The sequence below is a fragment of the Pseudomonas sp. RA_35y_Pfl2_P32 genome (assembly GCF_963970735.1).
GTDB lineage: Bacteria > Pseudomonadota > Gammaproteobacteria > Pseudomonadales > Pseudomonadaceae > Aquipseudomonas.
The window spans coordinates 163,298-179,240 of record NZ_CAXAQF010000009.1 but is presented as its reverse complement, the minus strand read 5'-3'; the positions used below and the strand labels follow the sequence as shown (position 1 = coordinate 179,240).

Here is a 15,943-nt window from a genome sequence, read left to right as displayed (position 1 = left end):
CCATGCTGCGACGCCAGGCTCTGACTTTCGGCAGTGTGTTGCTGGGCGCGGTGACGCTGGGCGGCTGGAAGCTGTTCAAGCAAAAGGACCACGGCCCTTTGCTGCTTTCAGCCCGCGATGACAGCGACGGCAAGCACTACGCCGTCGGCTATCGGCTGGACGGCACCCGGGTGTTCGCCACCGAAGTCGGCCAGCGCTGCCACGACATCATCAATCACCCCGAGCGGCCGATCGCCCTGTTCGTCGCCCGGCGGCCGGGGACCGAAAGCTACCTGGTGGACCTGCGCGACGGCACGTTGCTGCAAACCGTGGTTTCGCAGGTGAACCGGCACTTCTACGGCCACGCAGTGATCCACAAGGATGGCGAGTGGCTATACGCCACCGAAAACGACACCACCGACCCGGGCCGCGGCCTGCTCGGGGTGTACCGCTTCGAGGGCGAGCGCCTGGTGCACAGCGGCGAGATTTCCACCCACGGTATCGGCCCGCACCAGGTCTCCTGGATGCCGGACGGCGAAACCCTGGTGGTGGCCAACGGCGGGATTCGCACCGAGGCCGAAAGCCGGGTCGAGATGAACCTCGATGCCATGGCGCCCAGCCTGGTGCTGATGCAGCGCGACGGCACCCTGCTGAGCAAGGAAACCCTGGCCCAGCAGATGAACAGCGTGCGGCACATGGGCATCGCCAGCGACGGCACCATCGTCACCGGCCAGCAGTTCATGGGCGCCGCCCACGAGTCGTCCGAACTGTTGGCGATCAAGCGCCCTGGCCAGCCCTTCGTTGCCTTCCCGGTCGATGCGCACCAGTTGCAGGCCATGGGGCACTACACCGCCAGCGTCGCGGTGCACAGTGAACTGCGCCTGGTGGCGTTGACCGCGCCGCGGGGCAACCGGTTTTTCATCTGGGACCTGGACAGCGGCGAAGTGAAGCTCGATGCCCCGCTGCCCGACTGCGCCGGGGTCGGCGCGGTGGACGATGGTTTTGTCGTGACCTCGGGCCAGGGGCGCTGCCGTTTCTATGATTGCCGCAAGGCACCGCTGGTGGCCCAGCCCCTGGAACTGCCGGCAGGGCTCTGGGACAACCATTTGCATCTGGTCTGATTGCCCCAGGGGTCGTGCCTGCCCCCACACATATGGAATCACAGGCACACAGGGAGTAATGTGCCGCCTGTCTCGCCTGATTTTTTCCAAGGAAGTGGAATATGCTGCGTCGCCGCATGCTGATCATGTTGGGGGTTGTGCTGTTGATCGTGCTGATGCTGGGGGGCTACAAGGCCTTTTCCATCTATCAGATGATCCAGACCTTCGCTGCGCCCAAGCCGCCGGAGAGCGTTGCCGTGGTCACCGCCACCGAACGCCCCTGGCAGGTTCGCCTGCCCACCGTCGGTACCCTCAAGGCGCTGCAGGGGGTCGACCTGAGCCTGGAGGTCGCCGGTACCGTCACCGACGTGCAGTTCCAGTCCGGGCAGCAGGTCAAGGTCGGCCAGCCGCTCGTCCAGCTCGACAGCGCCGTCGAAAGCGCCCTGCTGGAGACCGCCAAGGCCGACCTGGGCCTGGCACAACTGGACTACGGCCGCGGCAGCCAGCTGGTGGGCAGCAGCGCCATTTCCAAGGGCGAGTTCGACCGCCTCAGCGCGCAACTGGCCAAGAACAAGGCCACGGTCAATCAACTCAAGGCCTCGCTGGCGAAAAAACACATTATCGCGCCCTTCAGCGGCACCATCGGCATTCGCCAGGTCGACGTTGGTGACTACCTCGCCAGTGGCACGGTGATCGCCACCCTGCAAGACCTCAGCAGCCTGTATGTGGACTTCTACGTACCGGAACAGGTGCTGCCGAAAATCGCCAAGGGCCAACCGGTCAACGTCGGCGTCTCCGCCTATGCCGGGCAGAACTTCCCCGGCACCATCAGTGCCATCAACCCCAAGGTCGAGAACAGCACCCGTAACGTGCTGGTGCGCGCCACCCTGGCCAACCCTGACGGCAAGCTGCTGCCAGGCATGTTCGCCAGCCTGCAAGTCCTGATGCCGGCCCCTGAAACAAAAATCGTGGTCCCGGAAAGTGCGGTCACCTACACCCTGTATGGCAACTCGCTGTACGTGGTCGCGCAGAAAAAAAATGCCGAGGGCAATCTCGAAAAAGACGACCAGGACCAGCCGGTCCTGGTCGCCGAACGGCGGTTCATCGAAACCGGTGAACGCCGGGACGGCCTGGTACTGATCAACAAAGGCGTGAAAGACGGCGAGCAGGTCATCAGCGCCGGGCAGATCAAGCTCGAAAACGGCATGCACATCGTCATCAGCCCGGACAAAAACCTGCCGGCCGAACAGAACAGCCAGCCACGCGCTGACTGATCAAGGAATCCCCATGGCTTTTACCGACCCGTTCATCCGTCGCCCGGTGCTCGCTACCGTGGTCAGCCTGTTGATCGTGCTGCTGGGCTTCCAGGCCTGGAGCAAGCTGCCGCTGCGCCAGTACCCACAGATGGAAAACGCCCTGATCACGGTGACCACCGCGTACCCCGGGGCCAACGCCGAAACCATCCAGGGCTATATCACCCAGCCCCTGCAACAGAGCCTGGCCAGTGCCGAAGGCATCGACTACATGACCTCGGTCAGCCGCCAGAACTTCTCGGTGATCTCGATCTACGCGCGCATCGGCTCCAACAGCGACCGGCTGTTCACCGAGTTGCTGGCCAAGGCCAACGAGGTCAAGAACAAGCTGCCGCAAGACGCCGAGGACCCGGTGCTGAGCAAGGAGGCGGCGGACGCCTCGGTGCTGATGTACATCAGCTTCTTCAGCAAGGAGCTGAATAACCCGCAGATCACCGACTACCTGTCGCGCGTGATCCAGCCCAAGCTCGCGACCCTGCCCGGCATGGCCGAAGCCGAGATCCTCGGCAACCAGGTCTTTGCCATGCGCCTGTGGCTGGACCCGGTCAAGCTCGCCGGGTTTGGCCTGAGTGCTAGTGACGTGACCAGCGCGGTGCGCCAGTACAACTTCCTGTCGGCCGCCGGTGAGGTCAAGGGCGAGTACGTGGTCACCAGCGTCAACGCCAACACCGAACTGAAAACCGCCGAAGCCTTCGGCCAGATCCCGCTGAAAGTCGATGGCGACAGCCGGGTGCTGCTCAGCGATGTGGCCCGCGTGGAAATGGGCGCGGAAAACTACGACAGCATCAGCTCGTTCGGCGGCACGCCCTCGGTGTACATCGGGATCAAGCCAACGCCCGGGGCCAACCCGCTGGACGTGATCAAGGAAGTGCGCAAGCTGATGCCGGAGCTGGAGTCCCAGCTACCGCCTAACCTCAAGGCGGAAATTGCCTACGATGCCACGCTGTTCATCCAGGCCTCGATCGATGAGGTGGTGAAAACCCTGTTCGAAGCCGTGCTGATCGTGATTGTCGTGGTGTTCCTGTTCCTCGGCGCCCTGCGTTCGGTTGTAATCCCGGTGGTGACCATTCCGCTGTCGATGATCGGCGTGATGTTCTTCATGCAACTGATGGGCTACTCGATCAACCTGCTGACCCTGCTGGCCATGGTGCTGGCCATCGGCCTGGTGGTGGATGATGCCATCGTCGTGGTAGAGAACATCCATCGCCACATCGAGGAAGGCAAGACTCCGCTGGATGCTGCGCTCGAGGGTGCGCGGGAGATCGCCATGCCGGTGGTCTCGATGACCATTACCCTGGCCGCCGTGTATGCGCCGATCGGCTTCCTGACGGGGCTGACCGGGGCGCTGTTCAAGGAGTTTGCCCTGACCCTGGCGGGCGCCGTGGTGATCTCCGGCATCGTCGCCCTGACCCTGTCGCCAATGATGTGCGCCCTGCTCCTGCGCCACGATCCGAACCCATCCGGGCTGGCCCATCGCTTGGACCAGTTGTTCGAACGGCTCAAGCGACGCTATCAGAGCATGTTGCACGGCACCCTCAATACCCGGCCGGTGGTGCTGGTGTTCGCGGCGATCGTGCTGTGCCTGATTCCGGTGTTGCTCACGTTCAGCAAATCGGAACTGGCGCCGGATGAAGACCAGGGCATCATTTTCATGATGGCCAATGCCCCGCAGCCGACCAACCTCGAGTACCTGAATTCCTACACCGACGAATTCATCACGATTTTCAAAGAGTTTCCCGAGTACTACTCCTCCTTCCAGATCAACGGCTTCAACGGCGTGCAATCGGGGATTGGCGGCTTCCTGCTCAAGCCCTGGAACGAGCGCAGCCGCACCCAGATGGAGATCCTGCCGCTGGTCCAGAGCAAGCTGTCACGCATCCCCGGGTTGCAGATCTTTGGTTTCAACCTGCCTTCGCTGCCCGGCACCGGTGAGGGCCTGCCCTTCCAGTTCGTGATTAACACCGCCAATGACTATGAGTCGCTGCTGGCGGTGGTCGAGCGGGTGAAAAAACGCGCAATGGAGTCCGGCAAGTTCGCCTTCGTCGATATCGACCTGGCCTTCGACAAGCCGGAAGTGGTGGTCGATATCGACCGCGCGAAGGCCGCTCAGATGGGCGTGTCCATGCTCGACCTGGGCACGACCCTGGCGACCTTGCTGGCCGAGGCGGAAATCAACCGGTTCACCATCGAAGGTCGCAGCTACAAGGTGATCGCCCAAGTGGAACGGGCCTATCGGGACAACCCGGACTGGCTGAACAACTACTACGTGAAGAACACCCAGGGTGAACTACTTGCCCTGTCGACCCTGATCACCGTCAAGGACCGGGCCCGGCCGCGCCAACTGAACCAGTTCCAGCAACTGAACTCGGCGATCCTCTCGGGCTTCCCGGTGGTCAGCATGGGCGAGGCGATTGAAGCCGTGCAGCAGATCGCCCTGGAGGAGGCGCCACCGGGATATGCCTTTGACCACGCCGGCGCTTCCCGCCAGTTCGTGCAGGAAGGCAGCGCGCTGTGGGTGACCTTTGCCTTGGCGCTGGCAATCATTTTCCTGGTGCTGGCTGCGCAGTTCGAGAGTTTCCGCGATCCGCTGGTGATCCTGGTGACCGTGCCGCTGTCGATCTGCGGCGCACTGATCCCGCTGTTCCTGGGTTGGTCGAGCATGAACATCTATACCCAGGTCGGCCTGGTGACCCTGATCGGGCTGATCAGCAAGCACGGGATCCTGATCGTCGAGTTTGCCAACCAGTTGCGCAAGGACAAGGGCCTGACTCCTCGCGAAGCGGTGGAGGAAGCCGCCGCCATCCGCCTGCGTCCGGTGTTGATGACCACCGCGGCCATGGTGTTCGGCATGTTGCCGTTGATCATTGCCACGGGCGCGGGAGCCGTCAGCCGGTTTGATATTGGTATGGTGATTGCCACTGGGATGTCCATCGGCACCCTGTTCACCCTGTTCGTGCTGCCCTGCGTCTACACCCTGCTGGCCAAACCCGACAAGGCACCCGAGCCGGTGTGATCGGAGGGTGATCCACCCAAAACAAAAAGGCCTCGCAACTGCGAGGCCTTTTATTTGGGCTTCATTGTTTTCAACTTTGCGGTCTCATTCCCTGGGCCATACCGAACATGAACAACAGCAGATCATTGTCGGGATGGACTGCCACGGAGGCTTTCGCCACCCGTGGCAATGGGCAATGCGCGTCGCCATGCGCCGCGCTGAGGACCTGCGTGCGGGGCTGCTCCCAAGCCGCCACCGCCAATGAAGCAACTGCCAAGGCTCCTATTAGAAATAAACCTCGAGCAATTTCTAGTTTCATCGCTATAAGCCTTTGATAGCGCTGCCAAACGCCGTCTTATAAAAATAGACGAGTTTGTCCCAGTCCGCCGCGCTCCACGACGAGTGGCGACGCAATTGCTTCATGTCGTGGGCCGCTGCCTGGGTGCTCAATAGACGCTGGCGGCACTTCTCCAGGTCCAGCAGGGCGATCTCGGCCTTGGCTGTTGGCCCCTCTCCGGTGACCCGTAGAAAAATATGCTTGATGTACAGGCAGCTGTGTTGCCAACGGCCCTTGTGCATGCGGGCCAGGTTCTGTGCCAGGTCTTGCAGGACCTGCTCATGGAAGGCCTCGCCGTGACGCTCGCGACCGCCGCTGGCGTACCAGTCCTCGATCTCGACAAAGCCGTCCAGGGACTGAGTCACCAGCAACGCTCGCCACTGATGCACCGGATCCCGCTGTGCACCACAGAAGACGATTTGCGGCACCCGCACGTTGAGCTTGTGCAGCCCCGTCAGCGCATCCAGCTCGCGCAACACGGTGGGGCGCCCGAATGGGTGCAACCAACTACGGTAGATATGCCCGGTCTGGCGCTTGGCATACAACAGTTGTCCATTAGGTGCATGGATACGTTGGACGCCACTTTCCCCGCCACGCCGGACGTTGGGTTCTTCCACCCATTCGCCACGTTGGCTCCAGAAGTAATCAAAGCGATCTTCAGGCGCGTCCTGCGCATCCGAAACCTGTTGAACTGCCATGCTCTTACCTCTTTCGCAAAATATAAACGCGCCACATGGCGTAGAGCGGAATGAAGTCCAAATGTTCCTGAACGCGGAAACCGGCTTGCTCGAATTCGGCCTCTACCGTAGCGGCCGGTAACACGAAGCGGTTCTGGTAACCCTCTTGCGCACGTTCTTTCTCAGCACGCTTGCGTTTCCAGGCCTTGAAATTGCCATCAACCCACAACGACAGGATCACGCTGTCGCGGGTAACCCGCTGGAATTCCCGCAAGATAGCCAGCCGATGCTCGGCCTCGCCGATGTGGTGAAGCAAACGCATGCAGAAAATGCTGTCTACGGAGTTGTCGGGCAACGCGATGTCGAAGGCAGACGTCTGCAAGGGTCGTACCCGTTCCACCACATCAGCCGGTTGGGCCTGGGTGGCGATCTTGACCATCGAGGCCGAGTTGTCTGCACCAATGATCACCCGGTTGGACTTTTCCGCCAGCATCGGCCAGAAACGTCCGGCACCGCAGGGTAGGTCCAGTACCAGGCCCGGTTCCCCGACACGCTTGAGTGCGGTGCGAGCCAACTGCAAATCACGCTTGTGCGACAGTTGGCGGCCGAGACCGTCCTTGTGCTTGCGCAAGTAACGCTTGGCGTGTTCGTCGTCGTACTTCTCGGAAAATTCGAGCTTGATCGGGTCGTCCATCATCATGTCTCCAGAACTGATGACAGCCACCTTAGGGAGCCGGGTGTGAGTTTCAGGTCATCCAATTGTGAAAAAATTGTTAGGAAAAGCCCTTATGTATTACAGAATTTTACACCTCAAGCGTCAGCATGCACCCGTGCGGACGTAGGAAAAAACGTACAAGCCCCCACCACAGCCGGGCTTCAGACGCCTGTCCGACACAGTTCGACGTGGAATCGGCAACCGCTAGGTTCCCGTGTGGTGAGGCTGACGCTCCAGCCCTGGTTTTCACAAATTCGCTGCACCAGTGACAGGCCCAGCCCCAGGCCTTCACCCCGATTTTCCGTGCCACGGACAAAGGGCTCGAACATCGCCTCGCGCTTTTCCTCGGGAATGCCCACGCCACTGTCCTCCACCAGAAACCCGTTGGGCAGCAGGGTCAGGCGAATGAAGCCGTTGTCGGTGTAGTGCACGGCATTGCGCAACAGGTTGCCCATGACCGCGTGTAGCAAGGTCGCGTTGTAGCGCATCGGCAGCGGCTGGCCGGGCTCATGGATCAGTTGCAGGCCCTTGGCTTCAATGGGCTCGCGCCACAGGCCGAGCAGTTCCTCGGCGACTTGCTGCAAGGTCATCTGCGGCGACATGCCAGCCGCTTCATGCTGGGCTCGGGCAAGCATCAGGAAGGTCTGGACCAGCTCGCGCATCTCCTCGCAGGCCCGTGCAATACGTTCGACCTGGGCACGACCGCGCTGGTCGATACCGGGGTTTTCCAGCAGCAGTTCGCAGGAACTGGCGAGGACCATCAGCGGTGTGCGCAACTCGTGACTGACGTCACTGGTAAACAGCCGTTCGCGGTTCAGCGCCTGGCGCAGCCGGCCCAGGGTGGCATCGAAGGCCACTGCCAGCTCGCCGACTTCATCGGCGGCGTAGTCCGGGGCCAGCGGAGGGGCCAGGCCAAGCAGTTGATCGCGGTGCCGGACCTGGCGGGCCAGGCGCACCACCGGCGCCATCACCTTGCGCGCCAGGACCCAGCCGAGGAACACCGCCAACGCCAGGCTCAACACGAAGCCCACCAGGACCACGGCAAACAGCACTCGCTCGCGCTCTTCGAAATCGCTTTGGTCCTGCAGCAGCACGTAATGCCGGCCGTCGACGATTTCCACCATCGCGTGGTACGACAGCTGTTCGCGAAATACCTCGTGGAACCCGGCATCCAGGTGCCGCAGGTCCTTGGGCAACTCGAAGTCACCCGGACCGCCGCTGAAATAGAACAACTGGTCCGGCTCCGGCCGATGGCTCCATTCAGACATGTTGTCCATCAGCAGCAAACGTTGCAGGTCGCCCCCCAGTCCGGCGGAAATCAGTTTTTCTTCGACCAGGTGCACGGTGGCCACGATGCCCATGGCAAACGCCCCCGCCACCAGCGCACTCATCAGGGCAAAGGCGATGATGATCCGCTGGGCAAGACTCTGCTTAAACTCCATCACGCCCCTCGGCCAGGCGATAACCGACACCGTGTACGGTCTGCAGCAACGGCTTGGCAAAGGGTTTGTCGATCACCTGGCGCAACTGGTGTACATGGCTGCGCAGGCTGTCGCTGTCCGGGCAATCATCGCCCCACAGGGCTTCTTCGAGAATCTCGCGCCGCAACACATGGGGGCTCTTCTGCATCAACACCGCCAGCAGCTTGAGGCCGACCGGGTTGAGTTTCAGCAGACGCCCTTCGCGCGTCACTTCCAGGGTGTCGAGGTCATAGCTGAGGTCGCCGACCTGCAAGGCACGCCGCCCTCCCCCCTGGGCGCGGCGCATCACCGCTTCGATGCGCGCGGCCAGTTCGGACAGGGCAAAGGGTTTGATCAGGTAATCGTCGGCGCCGGACTTGAAGCCCTGCAGCCGGTCATCCAACTGGTCACGGGCGGTCAGCATGATCACCGGGGTATCACGCCGGGCATCTTCGCGCAGGCGCTTGCACAAGGTGTAGCCGTCGATGCCGGGCAGCATGATGTCGAGCACGATCAGGTCGTAATGCTCGGTGGCCGCCAGGTGCAGACCCGACAAGCCGTCCTGCGCGCAATCCACGGTATAGCCTTTAAGCCCCAGGTAATCCGCCAGGTTGGCGAGGATATCGCGGTTGTCTTCAACCAATAGAATTCGCATGGGCATTTGCTCCGTACACAGTGACGGCCGTCTTGGCTCGCGCAGCTTAAGGCCAAGCGGGGCTCAGGGCCAGGGTTGTGTGCCAGGCAAACCGGGGCGAAAACCACTCACGAATTTTTCACCCGCCGTTCACACCCGGCCTACGCGAGCGGGCCCAGACTGGTGTGCTGCTTGCCGCTGAACCTTTCCACACCCTCAGGATCGCCCGATGCCACTGCCCCTTTCGCGCCCCGCCTCCCGCCCCTTGAATGCCTGGCTCTGCCTGGGGATTCCGGCTGTCGTGGCGGTCACTCTGCTGCTGCTTGAGTTGACGTCCCTGGACATGAGCCTGGCCCAACTGTTCTACGACCCCGACGCTGGAGGGTTTATCGGTCGCCACAGCTACTTTCTGGAAAACATCCTGCATGACCGGGCCAAGCAGGTGGTCATTGCTTTCTCGGTGCTGGCGGTCATCGGTTTGGCCTTTTCGTTTTTCGTCGCACGGCTCAAGCCGTTCAAGCGCGAACTGGGCTGCCTGGTGCTGTCGCTAGGCCTGGCCACGGCGTTTGTCACGCCGGTCAAGGCCGTGACCGCAGTGCAGTGTCCCTGGAGTCTGAAGGCGTTCGGTGGCAAACAAACCTACAGCGAACTGCTCAGCCCGCGTCCGGCCACCGACAAACCGGGACGTTGCTGGCCTGGCGGTCATGCGGCCACCGGGTTTGCCTTGTTTGCGCTGTTTTTCGTGTTGCGCGACCGGCGCCCGAAACTGGCTCGCGCTGCTTTTCTCTTTGCGTTTGGCCTGGGTACGGTGTTTTCCGTCAGCCGCATGATGCAGGGCGCCCACTTTTTCTCCCACAACGTGTGGACGGCGGTGTTCTGTTGGCTGATTTGCCTGGGCGCGTATTACTACGTGCTGTATCAACCGGCGAGCAAGGTTCAGTCGGCTGGCAAGGCACGGGCGGTCAACGCCTGATTCGGGGGCAATAAAAAACCCCGCCTGCTTAGCGCAGGCGGGGTTTTTTACAGGTGTAGCTGGTACGGGGTAAGGCTGGCTTACATCATGCCGCCCATGCCGCCCATACCGCCCATGTCTGGCATGCCGCCGCCAGCGGGTGCGTCTTCCTTGATCTCAGCGATCATGGCTTCGGTGGTGATCATCAGGCTGGCAATCGACGAAGCCGCTTGCAGAGCCGAACGAGTCACTTTGGCCGGGTCCAGGATACCCATTTCGATCATGTCGCCGTATTCGCCGGTCGCTGCGTTGTAACCGAAGTTACCCGAGCCTTGCTTGACCTTGTCGACTACCACGCTTGGCTCGTCGCCGGAGTTGGCAACGATCTGGCGCAGTGGTGCTTCAACAGCACGACGCAGCAGAGCGATACCGACGTCCTGATCGGCGTTGTCGCCTTTCAGTTCGCTGATGGCTTGCAGGGCACGAACCAGTGCCACGCCGCCGCCAGGTACCACGCCTTCTTCAACGGCTGCACGGGTAGCGTGCAGGGCGTCTTCAACGCGGGCTTTCTTCTCTTTCATTTCAACTTCGGAGCCAGCGCCAACCTTGATCACTGCAACGCCGCCGGACAGTTTGGCCAGGCGCTCTTGCAGTTTTTCACGGTCGTAGTCGGACGAAGTGTCAGCCACTTGCTGGCGGATCTGCAGAACGCGAGCCTGGATGTCAGCCTCAACGCCAGCGCCGTCGATCACGGTGGTGTTTTCTTTGGACAGGATCACGCGCTTGGCATTACCCAGGTGTTCCAGGGTAGTGCTTTCCAGGCTCAGACCGATCTCTTCGGAGATAACGGTACCGCCGGTCAGGACGGCGATGTCCTGCAGCATGGCCTTGCGACGGTCGCCGAAGCCTGGAGCCTTGACGGCTGCGACTTTAACGATGCCACGCATGTTGTTCACAACCAGCGTCGCCAGGGCTTCGCCTTCAACGTCTTCGGCCACGATCAGCAGTGGACGGCCGGCTTTGGCAACGGCTTCCAGTACTGGCAGCATTTCGCGGATGTTCGAGATCTTTTTGTCGACCAGCAGGATCAGCGGACCGTCCAGCTCGGCAGTCATGGTCTCTGGCTTGTTGACGAAGTACGGGGACAGGTAGCCACGGTCGAACTGCATGCCTTCAACAACCGACAGTTCGTTTTCCAGGCCCGAGCCTTCTTCAACGGTGATCACGCCTTCTTTGCCGACTTTTTCCATGGCTTCGGCAATGATGTCGCCGATGGAGCTGTCGGAGTTGGCCGAGATGGTGCCGACCTGAGCGATGGCCTTGGTGTCAGCGCAAGGCTTGGACAGGGACTTCAGCTCTTTGACGATCGCGATGGTCGCTTTGTCGATACCGCGCTTCAGGTCCATCGGGTTCATGCCGGCAGCGACGGCTTTCAGGCCTTCGTTGACGATCGATTGAGCCAGAACGGTAGCGGTGGTGGTGCCGTCGCCTGCGTCATCGTTGGCACGGGAGGCAACGTCTTTGACCAACTGCGCGCCCATGTTTTCGAAGCGATCTTTCAGCTCGATTTCTTTGGCAACGGAAACGCCGTCCTTGGTGATGGTCGGAGCGCCGAAGCTCTTCTCGATGATCACGTTACGGCCTTTAGGGCCCAGGGTCGCTTTTACTGCGTCAGCCAGGACGTTAACACCGGCGAGCATTTTCTTACGGGCGGAATCGCCGAATTTAACTTCTTTAGCAGCCATGATCGATATTCCTTAAATACTTGAGTAGTCGCGGGAAAATGAGCGAGGGGTCTTAGCCTTCGATAACAGCGAGAATTTCGTTCTCAGCCATTACCAACAGGTCTTCGCCGTCGACTTTCACGGTGTTGCTGCCCGAGTACGGGCCGAACACAACCTTGTCACCCACTTTCACGGCCAGCGCACGCACTTCACCGTTGTCCAGCACGCGGCCGGTACCGACAGCGAGGATCTCGCCGCTGTTGGCTTTTTCAGCAGCCGAACCTGGCAGAACGATACCGCCGGCGGTTTTCTTTTCTTCTTCGCTGCGACGGATGACGACGCGGTCATGCAGAGGACGAAGCTTCATTGTCGATCTCTCCTAATTGTAGTTTCAGCGGCCGGTGTAGTCCCGGCGGGGTTAATTTCCGGCAGTGCCGGGTGCGACTCGTCGAGCAAGTCGCGGAAGTCTGTCTGGTGAGCATCACCAGAAACCTTGCGGTGACCGTTACATAAGGGCGCATAAGCTTATTTCAAGGGCAGCACAGCGAAATTTTTTACTTCAGTGGCCGCCAAAACGCACACGGCACCCGCAGGTGCCGTGTCGATATTGCTGTTACTTGGAGTCGCGGTGTTCGAACTCGCCTTCGATCACATTCGGCTCGCGGCCCAAAGGCTGACGCGGAGCCGGGCCGCCACGCGGTTGCAGGTCGTCGGCGAAGGCGCGCTGGCGAATCGCCTGTTCTTCGGCGCGCTGGCGCATTTTATTGGCCAGCAGACGACGGGTCAGCGGCAGCATCATGATCAGGCCCAGCACGCTGCTGACAAAACCCGGCACGATCAACAGACCGCCACCCAGGGCCAGCATCAGGCCTTCGATCATGGTCTGCGCGGGCAACTCCCCCCGGTTCAGGCTTTCACGGGCCCGCAATGCGGTAGCCAGGCCGGCGATACGCAGCACGAACACGCCGAGCATCGAGCCGAGAATGATCAGCAGCAGGGCCGGGAAAAACCCGATCGCGGCGCTGACCTTGACGAATACGAACAGCTCCAGCACCGGAAACAGCAGAAAGAGCAACAAGAAAGGGCGCATCAAATGGTTCCTCAACGCAAGAATGCCTTGCAAGTAAGCCTTAGATGACGTCGCCGTTTCGTGATTTCAAGCCTCGCTGGCTGCATTTGTTGGCCAATGCTCGGCGTGAGCCAGTAAAACCAAGGCTTCGCGCACTTGTGTCGGCGTATTGCAAACCTGCGGGAACGGCAGCCAGTACAGCGCCTGGCCAATGCGCAGGTGCATGCCTTCGGTATCGATACCCGCCAGCTCGGCCGGTGCGGTCTTGGGCAAGCCGGCCAGGTCGACGTAGTGGGCGATGGCCTTGGCGTGATCGGCGTTCATGTGCTCGACCATACTCACTTCGGCCTTGCCGGCAAAGGGGTTGGCCAGGGTCAACTGGTCGACCCAGTGAATCGCGCCAAAACCACCGATGTAGCGATGACGCACCGGGGTGAGCACCCAGAAGTCGAAGTCATGGGCCTGGTGGTAGTTGGCCGAGTCCGGGAAATAACGATAGTAACGCCCCGCGGCTGCTTCGATCGCTGCTGGGTCCTCGAGCTTTTGCGCCTCGGCCAGGTAGGTCAGGCGACCAACGGCCTGGACGTCCTCGGCCTCGCGCTCCCCCACCAGCAGCGAGCACTTCGGGTCTTTTTGCAGGTTGTGGGTGTGCTGGGCGATGCGGCTGATCAGGATCAGCGGCCGGCCCTGCTCGTCGAGGCAGTAAGGAACCACTGAGCCGAACGGGAAACCAGGCATCGCCTTGGAAAGGGTCGAGAGCACTCCGCGGTATTCCTTGAGCAGCAATTCTCGGGCATGCTTGGCAGCTTCAACGCTCAATTTATGACTCCTTATATAGAATCCGTCGAAAAAACGGACAGGCTCCTGGAGAAAGTTCCAGCGATGCCATCGGGGGCAGTTCTCATGTGTCGCCGGGCCACGTCAGGTGCAGATCGAGAGGCTCTCTACGAGGAAACCACATCGACCTGCTACTGGGGCATGCGAATGCAACTCACTGACAAAGTAATCATTATCACGGGCGGTTGCCAGGGCCTAGGCCGCTCCATGGCCGAGTATTTCGCTGCCAAAGGCGCGAAACTGGCGCTGGTCGATCTCAACCAGGACAAGCTCGACCAGGCAGTCGCCGCGTGCCAGGCGGCCGGTGTCGAGGCCCGTGCCTACCTGTGCAACGTCGCCAATGAAGAGCAGGTGTGCCACATGGTGAGCCAGGTGGCCGAAGACTTCGGCGCGATCCATGGCCTGATCAACAATGCCGGGATCCTGCGTGACGGCCTGCTGGTCAAGGTCAAGGACGGCGAGATGAGCAAAATGAGCCTGGCCCAGTGGCAGGCAGTGATCGACGTCAACCTGACGGGCGTGTTCCTGTGCACCCGCGAGGTGGCGGCGAAGATGATCGAGCTCAAGTCATCCGGCGCGATCATCAACATTTCGTCGATTTCCCGCGCCGGCAATGTTGGTCAGACCAACTACTCCGCCGCCAAGGCCGGTGTAGCCGCCGCCACCGTGACCTGGGCGCGCGAGCTGGCGCGCTACGGCATCCGTGTCGCGGGCATTGCCCCTGGTTTCATCGAGACCGAAATGACCCTGGGCATGAAGCCTGAAGCCCTGGAAAAAATGACCGCGGGGATCCCGCTCAAACGCATGGGCAAGCCCGAAGAGATCGCCCATTCGGCGGCCTACATCTTCGAAAACGACTACTACACCGGTCGGATTCTGGAGATGGATGGCGGGTTACGCATTTAAAGCCGACCAAGAAAACCTGTGGGAGCGAGCTTGCTCGCTCCCACAGGGGGAGTGTCAGCTATTCGAAATCAATCGTCGCTGATGCTGATATTCGGCATCGCCGGCGACAACGCTTCCTGCAGGACAATTCGCGCGCCTACATGGCGGGCCAGCTCCTGGTAGACCATGGCGATCTGGCTGTCCGGCTCGGCAATCACGGTGGGTTTGCCACCGTCGGCCTGCTCGCGAATCACCATCGACAATGGCAACGAGGCCAACAGTTCGACGCCGTACTGGCTGGCAAGCTTCTCGCCGCCGCCTTCACCGAACAGATGCTCGGCGTGACCGCAGTTGGAGCAAATGTGTACGGCCATGTTTTCCACCACGCCCAGCACCGGGATGTTGACCTTGCGGAACATCTCGACGCCCTTACGCGCATCCAGCAATGCCAGGTCCTGGGGGGTGGTGACAATCACTGCGCCAGCCACCGGGACTTTCTGTGCCAGGGTCAGTTGAATGTCGCCGGTGCCTGGCGGCATATCGATCACCAGGTAGTCCAGGTCACCCCAGGCGGTCTGGGTGACCAATTGCAACAGGGCACCGGAAACCATCGGCCCGCGCCAGACCATCGGCGTGTTGTCATCGGTAAGGAACGCCATGGACATCACTTCGACCCCATGGGACTCGATCGGCACGAACCACTTCTGGTCCTTGACCTTGGGCCGTGTGCCCTCGGCAATGCCGAACATGATGCCCTGGCTCGGGCCGTAGATATCGGCATCGAGAATGCCCACCCGGGCGCCTTCACGGGCCAGGGCCAGGGCCAGGTTGGCGGCCGTGGTGGACTTGCCCACTCCGCCCTTGCCGGACGCCACCGCCACCACGTTCTTGACGTTGGCCAAGCCCGGGATCTGCGCCTGGGCCTTGTGCGCGGCAATCCGCGTGGTGATGTCGACCTTGGCCGACGCCACGCCGTCCAGGCCTTCGATTGCCATCTGCAGCATCTGCGCCCAGCCGTTCTTGAACAGGCCGGCGGCGTAGCCCAATTCCAGCTGGACGCTGACGCGGTCGCCCTGGATATCGATGCCGCGCAGGCAACCGGCGCTGATCGGATCCTGGTTCAGGTAAGGGTCGGTGTACTGGCGAAGGACGGCTTCCACCGCTGCGCGATTGACGGCGCTCATGGGCAACTCCGATAACAAGTCTGGAAAAACAGGCGACTATCCTACCTGTTCTGACCTTTTGGCGGCCCCCCTTATTCAATCATCG

Annotated in this window: 15 protein-coding genes; 5 read left to right on the top strand and 10 right to left on the bottom strand. The window is 61.2% G+C overall.

The genetic code is table 11. The features are described from left to right. Positions 1-2: 2 nt before the first annotated feature. The 3 genes from AACY45_RS11455 (at position 3) to AACY45_RS11445 (ending at position 5,405) form a co-directional block, all read left to right on the top strand. On the top strand, positions 3-1,100 hold the full coding sequence (locus tag AACY45_RS11455) for a DUF1513 domain-containing protein (RefSeq protein WP_339545558.1): 1,098 nt from the start codon (positions 3-5) through the stop codon (positions 1,098-1,100). Between the two features lie 101 nt (positions 1,101-1,201). Beyond that, the gene (locus tag AACY45_RS11450; RefSeq protein ID WP_339545557.1) at positions 1,202-2,353 is read left to right on the top strand and encodes an efflux RND transporter periplasmic adaptor subunit; all 1,152 of its coding nucleotides are present in this window, start codon (positions 1,202-1,204) and stop codon (positions 2,351-2,353) included. Between the two features lie 13 nt (positions 2,354-2,366). Then, positions 2,367-5,405, top strand: coding sequence for a multidrug efflux RND transporter permease subunit (locus tag AACY45_RS11445; RefSeq protein ID WP_339545556.1), 3,039 nt, complete (start codon positions 2,367-2,369; stop codon positions 5,403-5,405). 70 nt (positions 5,406-5,475) lie between these two features. Here AACY45_RS11445 and AACY45_RS11440 read toward each other — a convergent pair whose 3' ends face one another. From AACY45_RS11440 to colR, 5 genes are all read right to left on the bottom strand, one after another. Then, positions 5,476-5,703, bottom strand: coding sequence for a hypothetical protein (locus AACY45_RS11440; RefSeq protein ID WP_339545555.1), 228 nt, complete (start codon positions 5,701-5,703; stop codon positions 5,476-5,478). 2 nt (positions 5,704-5,705) lie between these two features. Beyond that, complete coding sequence (locus AACY45_RS11435; protein WP_339545554.1) at positions 5,706-6,419, bottom strand: lipopolysaccharide kinase InaA family protein; 714 nt, start codon at positions 6,417-6,419, stop codon at positions 5,706-5,708. Positions 6,420-6,423: 4 nt separating this feature from the next. Further along, positions 6,424-7,092, bottom strand: a complete 669-nt coding sequence (locus AACY45_RS11430) for a class I SAM-dependent methyltransferase (protein WP_339545553.1) — start codon at positions 7,090-7,092, stop codon at positions 6,424-6,426. Positions 7,093-7,274: 182 nt separating this feature from the next. After that, on the bottom strand, positions 7,275-8,555 hold the full coding sequence (locus AACY45_RS11425) for a sensor histidine kinase (RefSeq protein WP_339545552.1): 1,281 nt from the start codon (positions 8,553-8,555) through the stop codon (positions 7,275-7,277). Next, positions 8,545-9,228 (bottom strand): two-component system response regulator ColR, encoded by a 684-nt coding sequence (gene colR / locus AACY45_RS11420; protein WP_054045155.1) that lies wholly within the window; start codon positions 9,226-9,228, stop codon positions 8,545-8,547. Before colR ends, AACY45_RS11425 begins: the two co-directional genes overlap by 11 nt. Positions 9,229-9,436: 208 nt before the next feature. Here colR and AACY45_RS11415 point away from each other — a divergent pair, with 208 nt between their 5' ends. Further along, positions 9,437-10,180: a phosphatase PAP2 family protein gene (locus AACY45_RS11415; RefSeq protein ID WP_339545551.1), complete on the top strand. Its 744-nt coding sequence runs from the start codon at positions 9,437-9,439 to the stop codon at positions 10,178-10,180. 80 nt (positions 10,181-10,260) lie between these two features. Here AACY45_RS11415 and groL read toward each other — a convergent pair whose 3' ends face one another. The 4 genes from groL to AACY45_RS11395 all read right to left on the bottom strand — a co-directional run bounded on the left by groL (position 10,261) and on the right by AACY45_RS11395 (position 13,771). Continuing rightward, the gene (gene groL, locus AACY45_RS11410) at positions 10,261-11,904 is read right to left on the bottom strand and encodes a chaperonin GroEL (protein ID WP_095165887.1); all 1,644 of its coding nucleotides are present in this window, start codon (positions 11,902-11,904) and stop codon (positions 10,261-10,263) included. A gap of 52 nt (positions 11,905-11,956) precedes the next feature. Then, the gene (locus tag AACY45_RS11405) at positions 11,957-12,250 is read right to left on the bottom strand and encodes a co-chaperone GroES (protein WP_019827816.1); all 294 of its coding nucleotides are present in this window, start codon (positions 12,248-12,250) and stop codon (positions 11,957-11,959) included. A gap of 246 nt (positions 12,251-12,496) precedes the next feature. Beyond that, positions 12,497-12,973, bottom strand: a complete 477-nt coding sequence (locus tag AACY45_RS11400; protein ID WP_339545550.1) for an FxsA family protein — start codon at positions 12,971-12,973, stop codon at positions 12,497-12,499. Between the two features lie 66 nt (positions 12,974-13,039). Then, positions 13,040-13,771, bottom strand: coding sequence for a HugZ family pyridoxamine 5'-phosphate oxidase (locus AACY45_RS11395; RefSeq protein ID WP_339545549.1), 732 nt, complete (start codon positions 13,769-13,771; stop codon positions 13,040-13,042). Positions 13,772-13,936: 165 nt separating this feature from the next. On the opposite strand from AACY45_RS11395, the gene AACY45_RS11390 reads away from it, so the two are divergent. Beyond that, a complete protein-coding gene (locus tag AACY45_RS11390) occupies positions 13,937-14,695 on the top strand; it encodes an SDR family oxidoreductase (protein WP_339545548.1) in 759 nt (252 codons plus the stop codon). A gap of 68 nt (positions 14,696-14,763) precedes the next feature. Here the strand turns inward: AACY45_RS11390 and apbC are convergent, their stop codons facing one another. Beyond that, a complete protein-coding gene (gene apbC, locus AACY45_RS11385; protein ID WP_339545547.1) occupies positions 14,764-15,858 on the bottom strand; it encodes an iron-sulfur cluster carrier protein ApbC in 1,095 nt (364 codons plus the stop codon). Between the last annotated feature and the right edge of the window lie 85 nt (positions 15,859-15,943).

What these genes read in the sequence shown, in the direction of transcription:
- AACY45_RS11390 (WP_339545548.1), top strand. Translation starts at nt 13,937, where the DNA reads ATGCAACTCACTGACAAAGTAATCATTATCACGGGCGGTTGCCAGGGC.
- AACY45_RS11440 (WP_339545555.1), bottom strand. Translation starts at nt 5,703, where the DNA reads ATGAAACTAGAAATTGCTCGAGGTTTATTTCTAATAGGAGCCTTGGCA.
- AACY45_RS11450 (WP_339545557.1), top strand. Translation starts at nt 1,202, where the DNA reads ATGCTGCGTCGCCGCATGCTGATCATGTTGGGGGTTGTGCTGTTGATC.
- AACY45_RS11435 (WP_339545554.1), bottom strand. Translation starts at nt 6,419, where the DNA reads ATGGCAGTTCAACAGGTTTCGGATGCGCAGGACGCGCCTGAAGATCGC.
- AACY45_RS11455 (WP_339545558.1), top strand. Translation starts at nt 3, where the DNA reads ATGCTGCGACGCCAGGCTCTGACTTTCGGCAGTGTGTTGCTGGGCGCG.
- AACY45_RS11445 (WP_339545556.1), top strand. Translation starts at nt 2,367, where the DNA reads ATGGCTTTTACCGACCCGTTCATCCGTCGCCCGGTGCTCGCTACCGTG.
- AACY45_RS11405 (WP_019827816.1), bottom strand. Translation starts at nt 12,250, where the DNA reads ATGAAGCTTCGTCCTCTGCATGACCGCGTCGTCATCCGTCGCAGCGAA.
- groL (WP_095165887.1), bottom strand. Translation starts at nt 11,904, where the DNA reads ATGGCTGCTAAAGAAGTTAAATTCGGCGATTCCGCCCGTAAGAAAATG.
- apbC (WP_339545547.1), bottom strand. Translation starts at nt 15,858, where the DNA reads ATGAGCGCCGTCAATCGCGCAGCGGTGGAAGCCGTCCTTCGCCAGTAC.
- AACY45_RS11415 (WP_339545551.1), top strand. Translation starts at nt 9,437, where the DNA reads ATGCCACTGCCCCTTTCGCGCCCCGCCTCCCGCCCCTTGAATGCCTGG.
- AACY45_RS11430 (WP_339545553.1), bottom strand. Translation starts at nt 7,092, where the DNA reads ATGGACGACCCGATCAAGCTCGAATTTTCCGAGAAGTACGACGACGAA.
- colR (WP_054045155.1), bottom strand. Translation starts at nt 9,228, where the DNA reads ATGCGAATTCTATTGGTTGAAGACAACCGCGATATCCTCGCCAACCTG.
- AACY45_RS11425 (WP_339545552.1), bottom strand. Translation starts at nt 8,555, where the DNA reads ATGGAGTTTAAGCAGAGTCTTGCCCAGCGGATCATCATCGCCTTTGCC.
- AACY45_RS11400 (WP_339545550.1), bottom strand. Translation starts at nt 12,973, where the DNA reads ATGCGCCCTTTCTTGTTGCTCTTTCTGCTGTTTCCGGTGCTGGAGCTG.